The organism is Symbiobacterium thermophilum IAM 14863 (assembly GCF_000009905.1).
In the GTDB taxonomy this organism is placed as follows: domain Bacteria; phylum Bacillota; class Sulfobacillia; order Symbiobacteriales; family Symbiobacteriaceae; genus Symbiobacterium; species Symbiobacterium thermophilum.
Map to the genome: position 1 here is coordinate 3,046,551 of NC_006177.1, position 14,402 is coordinate 3,060,952.

Below are 14,402 nucleotides of genomic sequence, written 5' to 3' on the forward strand. Positions count from 1 at the left end.
CCGCCGCCGCAGCGGCAGCGCAAGTGATACTATATCATGTCTGCGCGTTCTGTGCAACAGGGATTCCTTGTACAAGCGACGATCGCACGCGCGGTGCGGCGCGTCTCTCCGCTATCTGTGCGTGAAGACGAAGGTAAAGTAGCTGGTCGTCTCGATCAGGTCGTCGCGCAGGATCGCGCCGGAGTTGGTGTGCCCGAGCACGGTGGGGCCGTCGGCGCCCGCGGCCGCCATCGCGGTCAGCAGCACGGCCACGGACCCCGGCGAGTCCAGGTGTTCAGGGCCCATCTGCAGCAGCCGGTCCAGGTCGCCGGCGGTGATCGTCGCCAGGGTCTCCCGGTCCATCGCCTCGGCCTCAGGGCGGGTGAGGTAATGGGAAAAGTCGACGGAGGCGACCAGGATCCGGCCGGGGCCCAGCTCCGCCGCCAGCGCGCCGGCCAGCCGCTCCAGGTCTGCGCGGGAGAGGCCGCGGTGCAGGATCAGCGGCACGACCCGCGCCTCCGGTGCGTGGAACTTAATGTAGGGCATCAGCGTGCCCATGGCGTGCTCCCGCGCAAGCACGTCCTCTTCCACCGCGGCGAGGCCGAGGCCCACGAGGGCGTCCACCGCGCCCGGGTCCACCTCCACCAGCCCGAAGTCGGTCTGCCACGGGCGCCGGCCCGTGATGACCGGGGGCCCGGCCGCCTCGTGGTTCGGCCCCACCAGGAAGATGACCTCCGGCGGATCTTCCTCCAGCAGCAGGAAGAACCCGGACAGCAGTTCCGCAGCCAGGTCGTGGTGCGGCACCAGCCCGCCGGCCAGACGGCCCGCAGCGGAGGCGGTCACGGGGCCGGCGCCGGATGCCGACCGCCGTGCCGCCTCCAGACCCTGGTAGAACAGCGTGGGGTTGAAAAAGGCGTTGGGATGGGCCCGTTGAGTGGCTGCCCTTCCGGCGCCGGTAGGGGGCGTCGTATCCACCGCTGCGCGGGGCGCCGCGCCCTTTCCGACCACACCGGCGGCCAGGGCCGCCGCGCACACCGCCGCCACCGCGGCCAACCGCCACCGCCGCCCGACGTGCCTCTCGCCTACCATCCGATCCTCACCGTCCCGGCCGGGGCCATGCCGTACACCAGCCCGTTCTTCTGGTCCTGGAGCACGGCCTCCTCGATCCGGTACTCGCCGGCGGTCACCACCCGGGCGTAGTACTGGATGGGCTGGCCCTTCTTCCCGGCCCAGAACGTCACCCGCTGCCCGTCCACCAGCGTGGCCCGGGTGGTGTAGTTCGACCAGTTGATCCGCTCTCCCCAGGACCAGGGCCGCTCCAGGTAGCGGAGTCCCGAAGGCAGCGTGTCCGTCAGCTCATACGCCCCCTCCGGCGCGTCGGCCGGCAGGCCGTACGTGAGGGTGACCGTGACGATGTCACCCGGCTTCCACGCCTCCGGCGCCGGAGAGTAGCTGCGCACCACGTTGCCTCCCGCCATGGTCACGGCGGGGCGTCCGGGGGCGGCGTAGGTGACGACCGCCGCAACGCTGCCCTCGACCGACGTGACCCGCAGCGAGGCCAGCTCCTCCGGCCGCAGGGCGAGGCTGACCCGCTCGCCGGGCTGCAGGATCTTCTCGACCAGCTGGCCGTTCAACCGGTAGGCGAGCCCCACGGGCGCGCCCCGGAGGCCTTCCAGCCCGCTCCGGGCGGCGAGCACGAGCTCCAGGTTGATCAGGCTCTCCCGCGGCGGATTGTCCAGCAGGTAGCCGAGCATGCTCGTCGCTTCCGGCTCCCCGAGCCGGGCCGCCAGGGCCGCCGCCAGCGCGGTGGCCTCCAGCTGCTCGTCGCGGCCCGCGCCCGCCGTCAGCCGCAGGTCCTGGCCGATCTGGTCACCATGGGCCGCCACCAGGGCCCGGTAGCGCGGGCGCACCGTCTCCAGGTCGCCCAGCGCCGCGGCGGCGAGCATGCCGCAGAGCTCCTCCGCCGGCGAGAGGTCCGGTTGGGCGAGCAGCTCGTGCGCGGCGAGCAGCACCGGCTCTCCCAGGCCGGCCAGGCCGTAGAGCGCCATGGCCTTCCGCTCCCGGCTCTCGCCCTCGTCCTCCAGGATCCGCTCGAAGTACAGCGCCAGGGCGGTACGGTCAAACCGATCCGGCGCCAGATCTGCGGCCAGCGCCGAGAGCTTCAGGTCGCCGTCGCTGTACGGCAGGATCGCGATGGACCCTTCCGTGGTCTGATACCGCAGCGCATCCAACTCCGGCTCTGGCCAGGCGTCCTCCCAGCCGAAGTGAGCCTGCAGCAGTTCCGCGGCCTCCGCCCGGGCCAGCCGCTTCTCAAACCGGCTGCCCGACAGCCACCGGGTGCGGTGCAGCACCTCCAGGTACCGGCCCCGCTCCCAGTCGAGGAAAGTCACGTAGGTGAGCCCGTCCGTGGCGCCGGAAAACCGCGCCCCGGGCTGAACGACGGCGAAATCGACCCGGTTCTGCACCAGGTGGGTCCCGCGCACCGCAAAGGTGCGCTCCAGGGCGTCCGCCAGCCCGCCGGAGGCGGCCGTCACCCTGACCGTGTAGGTCCCCTCGGCGGCCAGCGGCGCCAACGGGACCGAAACCATATCGAACGGGCGGCCGCTGAGCCGCAGCCGGTGCCGGTAGCCTCCCGGCCCATCCACCTCCACCGCAAACTGCACCCCCGCGTCCGGCGCCAGCGCCTCGCCGTAGGCGCGCACCTGAAACACGGGCCGCTCGCCGACCAGGTAGACCTCGCCCATGACCAGGTCGGCGAAGAAGGGCAGCCGGACCGGGATCCCGATGGCTCCGCTGACGGCCTCCATGGTCTCCGGCCGGACCGCCTGGTACGTCAGTCGCCAGCTCGTAAGGTTGTCGGGGACACGGAACGACACCACGGCCTCGCCGGAGGCGTCGGTCACGACGCGGGTGAAGAGCGCCGCGTCCCGGAAGTCGCGGCGGACCCCGCCGCCTTCGCCGCCCTTCTCCGCACCTCCGCTCGTGGGTGGAGGCTCGTGGGAGCTGCGGGTCCGGAGCACGCCGGAACTGACCCAGCTTCCGTAGAGATCGCCGAGGATGTCCACATCCTGCTCCCGCACCGCGAACAGGGCCTCATCCACCAGGTTCAGGTTGACCACGGCCCCGGCGGCCGGCCGCCCGGTGCGGTCCCTGACGGTCACCTGCACCCGCACCTCATCGCCCGGGCGGTAGGCCTCCCGGTCGGGGGTGACGGTCACGTCCAGCCGCATCTCCTCCGGGTCGACGGCGATGGAGTGCATGGCCGAGAGGTAGCGGCGGCCGTCGAAGGCGACGCCGTAGAGGGTCGTGTTGGGAAGGTCTTCGACCTGCAGCGCTGCGGTGAAGGCAGCCGAATCCTGCACGACGTACTCCCGGATGCCCCGGCGGGCGGTGAAGAACAGGAAGCCGCCGGGCCGGTCATCCAACCGCCGCTGCCCCTTGCGGAGCACGTACGCCACCGGTTCGCCGACGGCGACCCGGTACCGCCCCTCATCCTCGGGGACCAGTTGCGGCCATCCCCAGTCCGGGTCGTAGCCGTACCACTGGCCCGAAACCCACGCGCTGCTCACAAGCCACAGGCCGCGGGAGTCCTGCACGCCGTACTGGATCTCGTACTGCTTCTCCGGGTCGAGGGTGAACCGGAAGATCGCCCGCCCGTCCCCGTCGGTCTCCGCGGTCTCCTTGATGATCTCACGGGTCTGCTGCTGGTACCGGTACCGCTTGCGCACGACCTTCTCGATGAAGTCGTAGTACTCCCCCTCCTCAACGGGGATCCAGTTCCGCTCGAAGAGGGTGAACGTCACCGGTTGCCCCGCCACCGCAGGGCCCGTGGCGTCGGTTCCCGTGCCGGCCAGGAGTTGGTCCAGCACGACCCGGTTGATCTGGACCGTTACCGTGACCTGGTCGCCTACCACCATCGTCTCGGCCCGCTGCATCACATCCCGGGAGAAGAGCCGGACGGTCCGCTCCGCCGTCACCTCGCCGATCTCCGGTTCGCCTCCGCTGACGTAGAGGGTCAGCCAGCTTTCCCACCATCCCCAGCTTTCCGGCTGCTTGGGCGGGGTGTAGACGATCACCGCCTCGCCGTTGGCATCGGTGATCACGCTGCCTGTGTCGCCGCCGATCCGGTAGTTCAGCTGCATGTCGGGCACGGGCGTCCCCTCGAAGAAGGTGGCCCGTACCCGGAAGGTCACCGTCTCGCCGGCGAAGAGCGCCTCCCGGTCCGGCGTCACGTCGATTTGGTAGACCGGCTTGGCGTAGGTGGCCACCTCGAACCAGCGGCTGGCGAACAGCTCATCGCCGACCCAGAGGCCCATCTGATAGGTGCCCGGCGTGAGGTTCGGCAACGTCAGGCCGCCGATGAAGCTGGAGCGCTCCACCGGCAGGTCCGCGCTGGCCAGGACCACCCGCTCGCTTCCGGCTCCCCAGTACCACCCGCGGGTGACCTCCACCCGGACCCGGTCCACGGGCCGGGCTTCCGGCTCGCGGGGATGGAGGATGCCCCAGAGGTGGACCGTGTCCGTCGGCTTGTAGATGGCGCGGTCCAGGTAAAGGTAACGCCAGTACAACTCGGACCGGGACTCCGGGGCGCTCCAGTACCCATAGCTGCGCCCGGTGTGCAGGACGGCTTCCTTGGTCCCGCTCCGGGCGATCCAGAAGCCATGCGGGGGCTCGCCATCCCCGCTGGAGTCCGCTGACCCGCCGGCAACGGCGGCTTCCGGCTCCAGCAGCGCCACCCCGTTCTGGTCGGCCGTGGCCGCAGTCGAACCGTCGGGCCGGTGGAGCACCGCCCCTGCCGCCGGCCGTCCCGTCTCCAGGTCGTTCAGCCAGGCGAGCACCCCGGTGGTGCTCTCCGCCAGGTAATAGGAAAGGTCGGTCACCTGAAAATGAACCTGCCGGACCTGTCCGTCCCGCTGCACTTCGGCGAGGTAGTACCCGGCCGGCAAGGGCTCCGGAAGGACCAGGTAACGGTCATACTCCAGCTCCATGGGCTTGGCGGAGAAGGTCGCGACCGCCTCCAGGCCCTCGGTGGACTCGTGGTAGCGGTCGCGGGCCGCGCTGCTCCAGGCGGGCAGCCCTAGGATCTCCTGCAGCGCCGCGACGTAGGCGGCGGCGTCGGGGTACCGGTAGACCGCAATGGCGTACTCCCGGGCGCCGCCGGCGTCCCACATGCGGAAGTACGGGGCCGTGTCGGTGGGGAACTCCGCCGCCTCGTCGGCCAGGTGGAACCACCTGACCGGGCTGCCGGAACCCGCGGGCGCGGTTTCAAACGCAAAGGTATACTCACCCAGCTTCCCCTCGCCCCGGATGCGGCCCAGCCCTTCCTTCAGGGTGACCGTGTAGATGGTCCCCGGCTGCAGCGGATCCCGGGGAACGAACACGGCCGTCTTCTTATGCCGCTCCCACCGTCCGTTTACCGGGGGGCTGATGCTGAAGTACGCGGACGGGTCCTCGTAGTCGTCATGGCTGAAGGTGAACTCGATGCCCGTCTCCACGGGAACGCCCGTCGACTGGTGCGCGGGGAGCGTGCCCAGCAGACGGAACTCGGCGCGGGTCTGGAAGGACCACTGGTAATCCCGGTCCAGTCCGGCCTCCCGGGCGAGCCGGAACCGGTAGACCCGATTGGGCTCCAGCGCCGCCGCCGGCGCGATGGTGAAGCGGGTCCCCTCGCTGTCGGCCTGCTGGATCCGCACGCTCACGGCCGGCTCCACCGCCAGGGCGGCCTCCACCGCAGCCAGCGTGAGCGGCCTCCGGCTCGTGAGGACCAGCTCGCCGGAGGGGTCCAGCCCGGCCGGGTCGAAGGCCGCCGGCTCCAGGGTGACCTCGGCCGCCTCCGCCTGCACCGGCAGGCGCGCCGAAGAAGGGGCCGGAGCGGGACCAAGCGCCGCAAGGACCGTAAGGATGAGGACAAGGGCAACGGACAGAGAGAACACGGTCTGTAGGATGCGCATGGGGGGCATCACTCCCGGCGCAGTGTTCTGCCAACTCGCACGTTGGACGAAAGCGCGGGACCAGAAGTTTCGCGCAGGTTGTACGCTGCAGGTTCCCTGCAGCGCCTATGCGCGACCCCTTCCGGCCCCTCGGCGATCCCCCTGATGCGAAAGGGCGGGAGCGCCCTCCGGGGCCCCGCCCGGTCCCATCACCCTTCGCCCAGCGCCGCCTTCAGCGCCTCCACGAACCGTCGGTTCTGCTCCGGCGTCCCCACCGTCACCCGCAGGTGGTCCGGCAGGCCGAAGGAGCCGCACGGACGCACCAGCACCCCGCGCCGAAGCAGCGCGTCGAACACCTCTGCCGCAGGCCTGCCCGCGTCGAACAGGACGAAGTTGGCCTCGCTGGGCACGTACCCGAGCCCCAGCCGCTGGAAGGCGGCGTAGAGGTACGCCTTTCCCTCCCGGGTGAGCGCCCGGGTCCGCTCCACGTGTTCCACGTCGTCCAGGGCCGCCAGCCCGGCCGCCACCGCCAGGCCGTTCACGCTGAAGGGATCCCGGGCCGTGTACAGCGGCGCCAGCACCTCCGGCCGCATGACGCCGTAGCCCAGCCGGAAGCCCGCCATGCCGTAGATCTTGCTGAACGTCCGGGCGATGACCACGTTCGGGTAGTCCTGCACCAGGGCCCGGCTGTCGAACGGGGTCTCGTCGAACTCCCGGTAGGCCTCATCCACCACCACCAGGGTCGACGGCGGCACCCGCTCCAGGGCCGCCCGCAGGTCGGCCTCGGCGAACACCGTGCCGGTGGGGTTGTTGGGCCGGCAGAGGAAGAGCAGCTTCGCACCCCGCGCCGCCGCCTCCGCCATCGCAGGCAGGTCCATGGTCCAGCCGGCCAGGGGCACCGCCACCACCTCGGCGCCCATCAGCTCCGCCACGAACCGGTAGGCGGCGAACGACGGCTCAGGGACGACCACCCGGTCCCCCGGCTCCAGGTACACCTCCGCCAGCAGCCGGAAGACCTCGTCGGAGCCGTTGCCGATCAGGAACCAGTCCGCAGGCAGGTTCCACATCTGCGCCAGCCGCTCCCGGAGCCGGCGGGCGGTTCCCTCGGGATAGGTGTGGACCTGGGCCATCGCCGCGCGCGCGGCCGCCACCGCCCGGGGCGAAGGGCCCAGGGGGTTCTCGTTCTGGTTGAGCTTGACGAGGTCGTGAAGCCCCAGCTCCCGCTGGACGTCCTCCACCGGCTTGCCCGGCACGTAGGGCTTCATCCGCCGGACCGCTGTGCGCACGCTGGACATGGCTACTCCTCCTTCTGCTGCTCCCGCCTCCTCCCCCGCCGGCTGGCCAGCTGGTCCGCCACGTCCGCGGGGCTCAGCCCCTGGTCCACCAGGGCCACCAGGCTGTGAAACCAGAGGTCAGCCACCTCGAAGGCCAGGTTCTCCCGGTCCCGGTTCTTGACGGCGAGCACCACCTCGGTGGCCTCCTCGCCGATCTTCTTGCAGTAAGCGTCGGGTCCCCTCCGGAAGAGCCTGCTCGTGTAGCTCTCCGGGTCGGGATGCGCCCGCCGCTCCGCCAGAACGGCGGTGAGCTCCCGGAGGATGGACCCGATGTCGTAGGGCACCGTGTCGTCCGGCTGGATGGGCCAGAAGGCGGTGTCGATCAGGGCCTTGGGCGAACCGTCCACCCGGCGGGTGAAGCAGGAGTAGGTGCCCTCGTGGCAGGCCACCCCCTCCTGTTCCACCAGGAGCAGCAGCGAGTCCCCGTCGCAGTCGGTGCGGATCTCCCGGACCCGCTGCACGTGGCCCGAGGTCCCGCCCTTCTGCCACAGCTCCTGCCGGCTGCGGGACCAGTACCAGGCGTACCCGGTCTCCAGCGTGAGGCGGAGCGCCTCCTCGTTCATGTACGCCTGCATCAGCACCTGCCCGGTCCGCACGTCCTGCACGACGGCCGGAATCAGCCCGTCCGGGCCCCACTTCAGCGTCAAGGTCTCCGTCATGACCGTACCAGCACCCCCCTCTCCCGGAGGAAGGCCTTCACCTCCCCCACCGTGTGCCTGCCGCTGTGGAAGATCGAGGCGGCCAGGGCGGCATCCGCCCGGCCCACGGTCAGAACTTCGAGGATGTCCTCCGGGCTCCCTGCCCCGCCGGAGGCGATGACGGGCACCCCGACCGCGTCGGCCAGGGCCTGGTGGAGCGCGATGTCGTACCCCTGCCGGGTGCCGTCGGCGTCCATCGACGTGACCAGCAACTCGCCCGCCCCGCGCCGGGCCGCCTCCTCGGCCCAGGCGACGGCGTCGATGCCGGTGGGCGTGCGTCCGCCGTGCAGGTAGACCTCCCAGCCCCCCTCGGGCCGCCGCTTGCAGTCGATGGCCACCACCAGGGTGGAGGAGCCGAACAGGTCGGCGATCTCGTCGATGAGGTCGGGCCGCTGCACGGCCGCGGTGTTGACCGACACCTTGTCCGCCCCCGCCCGCAGGTACGCCTTCACGTGCTCGACGGCGCTCACCCCCCCGCCGATGGTCAGGGGCACGAAGACCTGCTCGGCGGCCCGGCTCAGGACGTCCAGCGTGGCCGACCGCCCCTCCCAGGAGGCGTTGATGTCCAGAAAGACGATCTCGTCCGCCCCCTGCCGGTCGTACTCGGCGGCCAGGGCCACCGGGTCGCCGGCGTCCCAGGTGTTCAGGTGGAACTGGACGTTCTTCACCACCCGCCCGTCCCGGATATCCAGGCACGGGATGATGCGCTTCGCGAGGGGCATGGTGCCAGCGCCTCCTTATCACGTGTCACGGGTCTCTCCGCAGAGCGACAGGGCCTCCGCCAGGTCCACCGCGCCGGTGTAGAGCGCCCTGCCGATGATGGCCCCGGCCACGCCGGGGATCTCCGTGAGCCGCCGGATGTCCTCCAGCGAGGAGATCCCCCCGCTGGCGATGACATCGAGGCCGGTCCGGCCCATCATCTCCAGTTCGGCAAAGTTGGGGCCGGTGAGCATGCCGTCGGTGGCGATATCGGTGTAGACGACCGTCCGCACCCCGACCTCCCGCATCCGCACGGCCAGGTCCACGGCCCGGACCCGGGTCACCTCCACCCAGCCGCGCGCGGCCACGAAGCCGCCGCGCGCGTCGATGGAGACGGCGACCCGGTCCGGGCCGAAACGCGCCACCGCACGGGCCGCCACGTCGCCTTCGAGGGCCGAGGTGCCGATGATCGCCCGGGAGACCCCCAGCGCCAGGGCGGCCTCCAGCGCCTCCAGGGTGCGCAGCCCGCCGCCCAGCTGCACCCGCACGCCGGGGTGCCTCTGGCGCAGCGCCTCCACGATGGCCCGCACCGCGGCGGCGTTCTGCGGCCGGCCCCGGAGCGCGCCGTCCAGGTCCACCACGTGGATCCAGCGGGCGCCGGCCTCCGCCCAGCGAGCCGCGATCCGGACCGGGTCCACCCCATAGACCGTGGCCTCGTCCATGCGCCCCTGCCGGAGCCGCACCACCTGGCCGTCCTTCAGGTCGATGGCCGGGTAGAGATCAAGTCGCATACCATTCTCCCCCAGTTGGCCAGCATCCGGAGTCCCGCCCGGGAGGACTTCTCGGGATGGAACTGGATACCCAGCAGGTTGCCGCGGCCCACCACCGAGGGGTAGGTGCGGCCGTAGTCGGTCAGGGCCAGCGCCGTGGACGGCGGTTCGCCCTCCACCGCGTAAGCGTGGTCGAAATAGGCCCAGAAGGGGGTCGGCAGCCCGGCGAAGAGCGGGTGGTCCCGCTGCGGCTCCACCAGGTTCCAGCCGATCTGGGGAAGGGGCAGCCCGTCGGGAAGGCGCGCAACCCGCCCCTCCAGGAGGCCCAGCCCCGGGCGCGGGCCGCCCTCGTCGCCCTCCGCGAGGAGGAGCTGCATCCCCAGGCAGATGCCCAGGACCGGCCGGCCGGCTGCGGCCGCCTGCCGCACGGCCTGATCGAGGCCGCGGCGGGCCAGGTTCTGCATGCCGGTGCCGAACGCGCCCACGCCGGGCAGCACCAGGCCGTCCGCCCCCGCCACCGCCGCCGGGTCGTCGCTCACCGCCGCCTCGAAGCCCACCGCCCGCAGGGCGTTCCGGACGCTGGCGAGGTTGCCCATCCCGTAGTCCACGATGACGATCCGGGCCATCAGAACAGGGCCCCCTTGGTGGAGGGGACCCCCAGGACCCGGGGATCCCGCGCCACGGCATCGCCGAGGGCCCGGGCGAAAGCCTTGAACAGACCCTCGATCATGTGGTGGGTGTTCCGGCCGTAGTGGACCTTCAGATGCAGGGTGATGCCGGCATTCATGGCCAGGGCGCGGAAGAACTCCTCGGCCAGTTCGGTGTCGAAGTTACCTACCTTCTGCGCCGGCAGCGCGGCGTCAAAGACCAGGTAGGGACGGCCGCTGACGTCCACCGCGGCGAAGGCCAGCGTCTCGTCAAAGGGGACAAAGGCCGAGCCGTACCGGCGGATGGAGCGGCCGTCGCCCAGGGCGCGGCGCAGGGCCTGCCCCAGGGCGATGCCGGTGTCCTCCACCGTGTGGTGCGCGTCGATCTCCAGGTCGCCCACCGCCCGGGCCGTGAGATCGGTGAGGCTGTGGCGGGCGATCTGGTCCAGCATGTGGTCGAAGAACGGCACACCGGTGTCGACATCCGCCCGTCCCGCCCCGTCGAGACGCCACGTGACGGCGATGTCGGTCTCCCGGGTCTTCCGGGCCACCTGTCCGACCCGCTCCGCCAGTGCGCCCGTCTCATTCCGACTGCAGTCCGTCATCCGGCTTCCCTCCCCTCCGATGGGCTCTCCCCGTCCGGCTTCGCCAGCCGGATCTGCATCGACGCCGCGTGGGCCAGCAGGTCCTCGGTGAGCGCCAGCCGCACGGCGTGAGGCGCCTGGGCGCGGAAGGCGGCCTCGCTGTAACAGGTCACCGCCGAGCGCTTGATGAACGTCTCCACGCATACCGGCGACGCATACCGGGCCGTGCCCTCGGTGGGGATCACGTTGGACGGCCCGGCGATGTAGTCGCCCATCGCCTCCGGCGTCCAGCGGCCCAGGAAGATGGAGCCGGCGTGCCGCACCAGCGGCAGGAACGCCCAGGGGTCGGCCACGCCCACCTCCAGATGCTCGGGCCCGACAGCGTTGACCAGGTCCGCGGCCTCCTCCAGCGTGTCCACCGCCAGGGCCGCGCCCAACTCCGCCACCGACCGGCGGATGGTCTCCGCCCGGGGCAGGGCGGCGGTGTGCCGCGCCATCGCCGCGCCGACGGCCGCGATGCGCTCCGGCCCGGCCGTGGTCACCAGGATCACCATGCCGTTGGGGTGTTCGGCCTGGCTCAGCAGGTCGGCCGCCAGCCACTCCGCATCGACGCTGCCGTCGTCGACGGCCATCACCTCCGTCGGCCCGGCCAGCATGTCGATGCCGACGGGGCCGAAGACCAGCTTCTTGGCCAGGGTCACGTAGTAGTTGCCCGGGCCGGCGATCTTGTCGACCCGGGGCACCGTGGCCGTGCCATAGGCCATGGCCCCGATGGCCTGCGCGCCGCCCACCTTGTACACGTCCTTGACCCCCGCAGCCCTGGCGGCCACCAGCATGTGCGGGTCGATCCGGCCATTCCGGTCCGGCGGGGTGCAGACGATCACCTCCGGGACCCCGGCAACCACCGCGGGGATGGCGGTCATCAGCAGGCAGGAGAAGAGCGGTGCCGACCCGCCGGGCACGTACACCCCCGCCCGGTCCACCGGGGTGACCCGCTGGCCCACGATGGTGCCGTCCGGCCGGGTCGTGAACCAGGAGGTGGGCACCTGCGGCCGGTGGAAGGCGGCGATGTTCTCGACGGCCACCTGCAGGGCGGCGCGAAACGCCGCGCTCACCGCGGCCTCGGCCTCCCGGTACTCGGCCTCGGTCACCCGCAGGCCCGTGGCCTCCAGGTCGGCGCCGTCGAACTGCCGGGTGAAGGCGTACAGCGCCCCGTCTCCCTCCCGGCGCACCCGCTCCAGGATGGCGCGCACCTGCGCCTCGATCTCCGGGTAGAACTCGGTGCGGCGCCGGTTCAGGAACTCCAGGAAAGCCTGCGGCTCCCATACCTTCAACATCTCGATCTCCTCCTTGACGATACGGCCGCAGGCTAGGCGTTTGCGGCCACCGCGCGCCGGCTCACCAGCTCGCGGAGCCGCTGGACCATCGGGCCGATCCGCTCGGCCCGGAGCCGGTACGCGGCGCGATTGGCGATCAGCCGCATGGACGAGGTCCACAGTTCCTCCACCACGACCAGGTTGTTCTCCCGCAGGGTGCGGCCGGTCTCCACGATGTCGACGATCAGGTCCGCCAGCCCCACCTTGGGGGCCACCTCGATGGAGCCGTGCAGGAAGATCGTCTCGACCTGCAGGCCCCGGCTGTTGAAGTACGCCTCCGTCATGCGCGGGTACTTGGTCGCCACCCGCTGCCGGGAGCGGCCGCTCAGGAGCTGCCGGGGGTCCACCCCCGCAGGCGCCGCCAGCACGAAGCGGCACTGGCTGTAGCCCAGGTCCAGCAGTTCGTAGACCTGGGGCTCCAGCTCCATGAGCACGTTCTTGCCGACGATCCCCAGGTCCGCGGCCCCGTACTCCACATAGGTGGGAACGTCCGAGTCGCGGGCGATGATGAAGCGCGTGCCCTGCGCCGGGCACTCGACGTAAAGGCTCCGCCCCTCCTCGGGCTCCAGCTCCGGCCCGGCCAGACCCGCCTCCCGGAGAAAGCGGACCGTCGCGGCGTACGGGCGGCCTTTGGGCAGGGCGATCGTGATCGGCGACATGAATGCAGTTCCCTCCTGGAAGACTTCATGGGTGCCGGGGTGCCGGGGCCCCGGGGCCTGCGGCGCCGAGCCCCGCTGCCCGGCGCCTGCAACGGCTAGTGAATCGACGGCACCCCCGGGCGCAACACCCGTGCCGCGGCCCGGGCGCGAGCGTACGCGGCCAGCTCCTCCCCGGTCCGGTCCAGGAAATCCACCTCCACGGCCAGCCCCTGCGCCCGGAGCCGCGCCGCCCAGGCCATGGCCGCCGCCTCCTGCCCGGGCGGGCAGGCGATCACGGCGTCAAGGCCCGGCTCCGCGGCGAGAGCACCCTGCTGCTCCTGCGCCATCAGCAGCCGGTCCACCTCCAGGGCGAAGCCCGTCGCTGCCAGCGGCCGGCCGAACTCCGCGACCAGGTTGTCGTACCGGCCGCCGCCCAGGACCGGCGCCCCGATGCCCGGGAGATAGCCCTCGAAGACGACCCCGGTGTAGTAGCCCAGGGACCGCACCAGCCCCAGGTCGAGGTTGACCTGCTCGGCCACCCCCAGGGCCTCCAGCACCTCGAGCACCCGGCCCAGGTGCTGCAGCGCCTCCGCCACCCGGCCACCGACGCCGCCGAAGCGGGCCACGGCCTCCGCATAACTGCCGTGGAAGTGGACCAGCGCCAGCAGCCGTTCCGCCCGCTCGCCGGAGAGGCCCGCCCGGGCGACCCCCTGCTCGAAGGCCACAAGATCCCGGGCGACCATCGCCTCCTTCAGCACGGCCGCGGCCTGAGGATCGACGCCGGCGCTCTCAAACAGCCCCTCCACGACGCCGACGTGGCCCAGACCGATACGAAAACCGGTGAGGTCCGCCGCCCGGACCGCGGCGCACGCCAGGCTGATGACCTCCGCGTCGGCGGCCTCCCCCGGCGCCCCGACCAGCTCCACCCCGGCCTGCCAGATCTCACTGGTCGCGCCGGCCCTGAGTTCCCGGTGCCGGAAGACCGGCGCAAAATAAGAAAGCCGGAGCGGCAGGGGCTCGTCGGCCAGCCGGGTCGCCATCAGGCGGGCGATGGGGGTTGTCATGTCCGGGCGCAAGGCCAGGGTGCGCCCCTTTCGGTCGAAGAACTGGTACAGGTCCTCCCGGCGGCCCCAGTTGGCCGCGCCGGCGGCAACCGCCTCCAGGTACTCGATGACCGGAGTGGAGACCTCCCGGTAACCCCAGGCGCGGAAGACGTTGTCCAGCCTTGCGGAGAGGCGGCGCATTGCTGCCGCTTCCGACGGCAGCCGGTCGCGCACTCCGTCGGGCACCTGCGTCCGGGTCACCGGTGTGCTCACGGCCATCGCCCTCCTGTACTTTAGTAGGCTAATGTGATAAATGGCTAAAACGAGGCTACCATAATCGACCGCTTTGGTCAAGAGGGCGCGAAAAACCCGACCGGAGACCGGTCGGGTAGGCGGAAGGAGCTACATCCCGCCCTGTCGGGCCTGCGCCTCGTTGACGGTGAGGGGCCGGCCCCCGTATTCGTAATTGTGCAACTCGGCGATGGCCCTGCGCGCCGCCTCCTCGTCAGCCATGTCCACGAACCCGAAGCCGCGGGAGCGGCCGGTTTCACGGTCGGTGATGATGCGGGCGTTCTCCACCTCGCCGTAGGGCTCGAAGAGGGCACGCAGGTCCTCGGGGGTGGTGCTCCAGGGCAGGTTTCCCACGTAGATGCTGAATGGCACGATCCGTTGCCTCCTCCTGTCGGGGCGCCGATCCAATCGGA

12 protein-coding genes are annotated in these 14,402 nt (G+C 71.4%); all 12 read right to left on the reverse strand.

Annotated features, from left to right (window positions below; genetic code table 11):
- Window positions 1–111: 111 nt before the first annotated feature.
- The 12 genes from amrB to STH_RS14135 all read right to left on the reverse strand — a co-directional run bounded on the left by amrB (window position 112) and on the right by STH_RS14135 (window position 14,361).
- A complete protein-coding gene (gene amrB / locus STH_RS14080) occupies window positions 112–1,068 on the reverse strand; it encodes an AmmeMemoRadiSam system protein B (protein ID WP_083766132.1) in 957 nt (318 codons plus the stop codon).
- A complete protein-coding gene (locus STH_RS14085) occupies window positions 1,062–5,930 on the reverse strand; it encodes an Ig-like domain-containing protein (protein ID WP_043714215.1) in 4,869 nt (1,622 codons plus the stop codon). The genes amrB and STH_RS14085 overlap by 7 nt, the downstream gene beginning before the upstream one ends.
- A 188-nt stretch (window positions 5,931–6,118) precedes the next feature.
- Complete coding sequence (gene hisC, locus STH_RS14090) at window positions 6,119–7,204, reverse strand: histidinol-phosphate transaminase (protein ID WP_011196950.1); 1,086 nt, start codon at window positions 7,202–7,204, stop codon at window positions 6,119–6,121.
- 2 nt (window positions 7,205–7,206) lie between these two features.
- Window positions 7,207–7,902: a bifunctional phosphoribosyl-AMP cyclohydrolase/phosphoribosyl-ATP diphosphatase HisIE gene (gene hisIE, locus STH_RS14095; RefSeq protein WP_043714217.1), complete on the reverse strand. Its 696-nt coding sequence runs from the start codon at window positions 7,900–7,902 to the stop codon at window positions 7,207–7,209.
- Window positions 7,899–8,663: an imidazole glycerol phosphate synthase subunit HisF gene (gene hisF / locus STH_RS14100; RefSeq protein ID WP_011196952.1), complete on the reverse strand. Its 765-nt coding sequence runs from the start codon at window positions 8,661–8,663 to the stop codon at window positions 7,899–7,901. Before hisF ends, hisIE begins: the two co-directional genes overlap by 4 nt.
- 18 nt (window positions 8,664–8,681) lie before the next feature.
- Window positions 8,682–9,431, reverse strand: a complete 750-nt coding sequence (gene hisA / locus STH_RS14105) for a 1-(5-phosphoribosyl)-5-[(5-phosphoribosylamino)methylideneamino]imidazole-4-carboxamide isomerase (protein WP_043714220.1) — start codon at window positions 9,429–9,431, stop codon at window positions 8,682–8,684.
- Window positions 9,398–10,036 (reverse strand): imidazole glycerol phosphate synthase subunit HisH, encoded by a 639-nt coding sequence (gene hisH / locus STH_RS14110; RefSeq protein ID WP_011196954.1) that lies wholly within the window; start codon window positions 10,034–10,036, stop codon window positions 9,398–9,400. Before hisH ends, hisA begins: the two co-directional genes overlap by 34 nt.
- Window positions 10,036–10,662, reverse strand: a complete 627-nt coding sequence (hisB, locus tag STH_RS14115) for an imidazoleglycerol-phosphate dehydratase HisB (RefSeq protein WP_011196955.1) — start codon at window positions 10,660–10,662, stop codon at window positions 10,036–10,038. Before hisB ends, hisH begins: the two co-directional genes overlap by 1 nt.
- Complete coding sequence (hisD, locus tag STH_RS14120) at window positions 10,659–11,978, reverse strand: histidinol dehydrogenase (RefSeq protein ID WP_011196956.1); 1,320 nt, start codon at window positions 11,976–11,978, stop codon at window positions 10,659–10,661. Before hisD ends, hisB begins: the two co-directional genes overlap by 4 nt.
- A 32-nt stretch (window positions 11,979–12,010) precedes the next feature.
- Complete coding sequence (hisG, locus tag STH_RS14125) at window positions 12,011–12,676, reverse strand: ATP phosphoribosyltransferase (RefSeq protein WP_011196957.1); 666 nt, start codon at window positions 12,674–12,676, stop codon at window positions 12,011–12,013.
- 95 nt (window positions 12,677–12,771) lie between these two features.
- Window positions 12,772–13,971, reverse strand: coding sequence for an ATP phosphoribosyltransferase regulatory subunit (gene hisZ / locus STH_RS14130; RefSeq protein ID WP_011196958.1), 1,200 nt, complete (start codon window positions 13,969–13,971; stop codon window positions 12,772–12,774).
- 129 nt (window positions 13,972–14,100) lie between these two features.
- The gene (locus STH_RS14135) at window positions 14,101–14,361 is read right to left on the reverse strand and encodes an RNA recognition motif domain-containing protein (RefSeq protein ID WP_011196959.1); all 261 of its coding nucleotides are present in this window, start codon (window positions 14,359–14,361) and stop codon (window positions 14,101–14,103) included.
- Window positions 14,362–14,402 lie beyond the last annotated feature (41 nt).

Bases quoted from the DNA above. Each gene is read 5' to 3' on its own strand.
- amrB (WP_083766132.1), bottom strand. From the start codon at position 1,068: ATGGTAGGCGAGAGGCACGTCGGGCGGCGGTGGCGGTTGGCCGCGGTG.
- STH_RS14085 (WP_043714215.1), bottom strand. From the start codon at position 5,930: ATGCGCATCCTACAGACCGTGTTCTCTCTGTCCGTTGCCCTTGTCCTC.
- hisC (WP_011196950.1), bottom strand. From the start codon at position 7,204: ATGTCCAGCGTGCGCACAGCGGTCCGGCGGATGAAGCCCTACGTGCCG.
- hisIE (WP_043714217.1), bottom strand. From the start codon at position 7,902: ATGACGGAGACCTTGACGCTGAAGTGGGGCCCGGACGGGCTGATTCCG.
- hisF (WP_011196952.1), bottom strand. From the start codon at position 8,663: ATGCCCCTCGCGAAGCGCATCATCCCGTGCCTGGATATCCGGGACGGG.
- hisA (WP_043714220.1), bottom strand. From the start codon at position 9,431: ATGCGACTTGATCTCTACCCGGCCATCGACCTGAAGGACGGCCAGGTG.
- hisH (WP_011196954.1), bottom strand. From the start codon at position 10,036: ATGGCCCGGATCGTCATCGTGGACTACGGGATGGGCAACCTCGCCAGC.
- hisB (WP_011196955.1), bottom strand. From the start codon at position 10,662: ATGACGGACTGCAGTCGGAATGAGACGGGCGCACTGGCGGAGCGGGTC.
- hisD (WP_011196956.1), bottom strand. From the start codon at position 11,978: ATGTTGAAGGTATGGGAGCCGCAGGCTTTCCTGGAGTTCCTGAACCGG.
- hisG (WP_011196957.1), bottom strand. From the start codon at position 12,676: ATGTCGCCGATCACGATCGCCCTGCCCAAAGGCCGCCCGTACGCCGCG.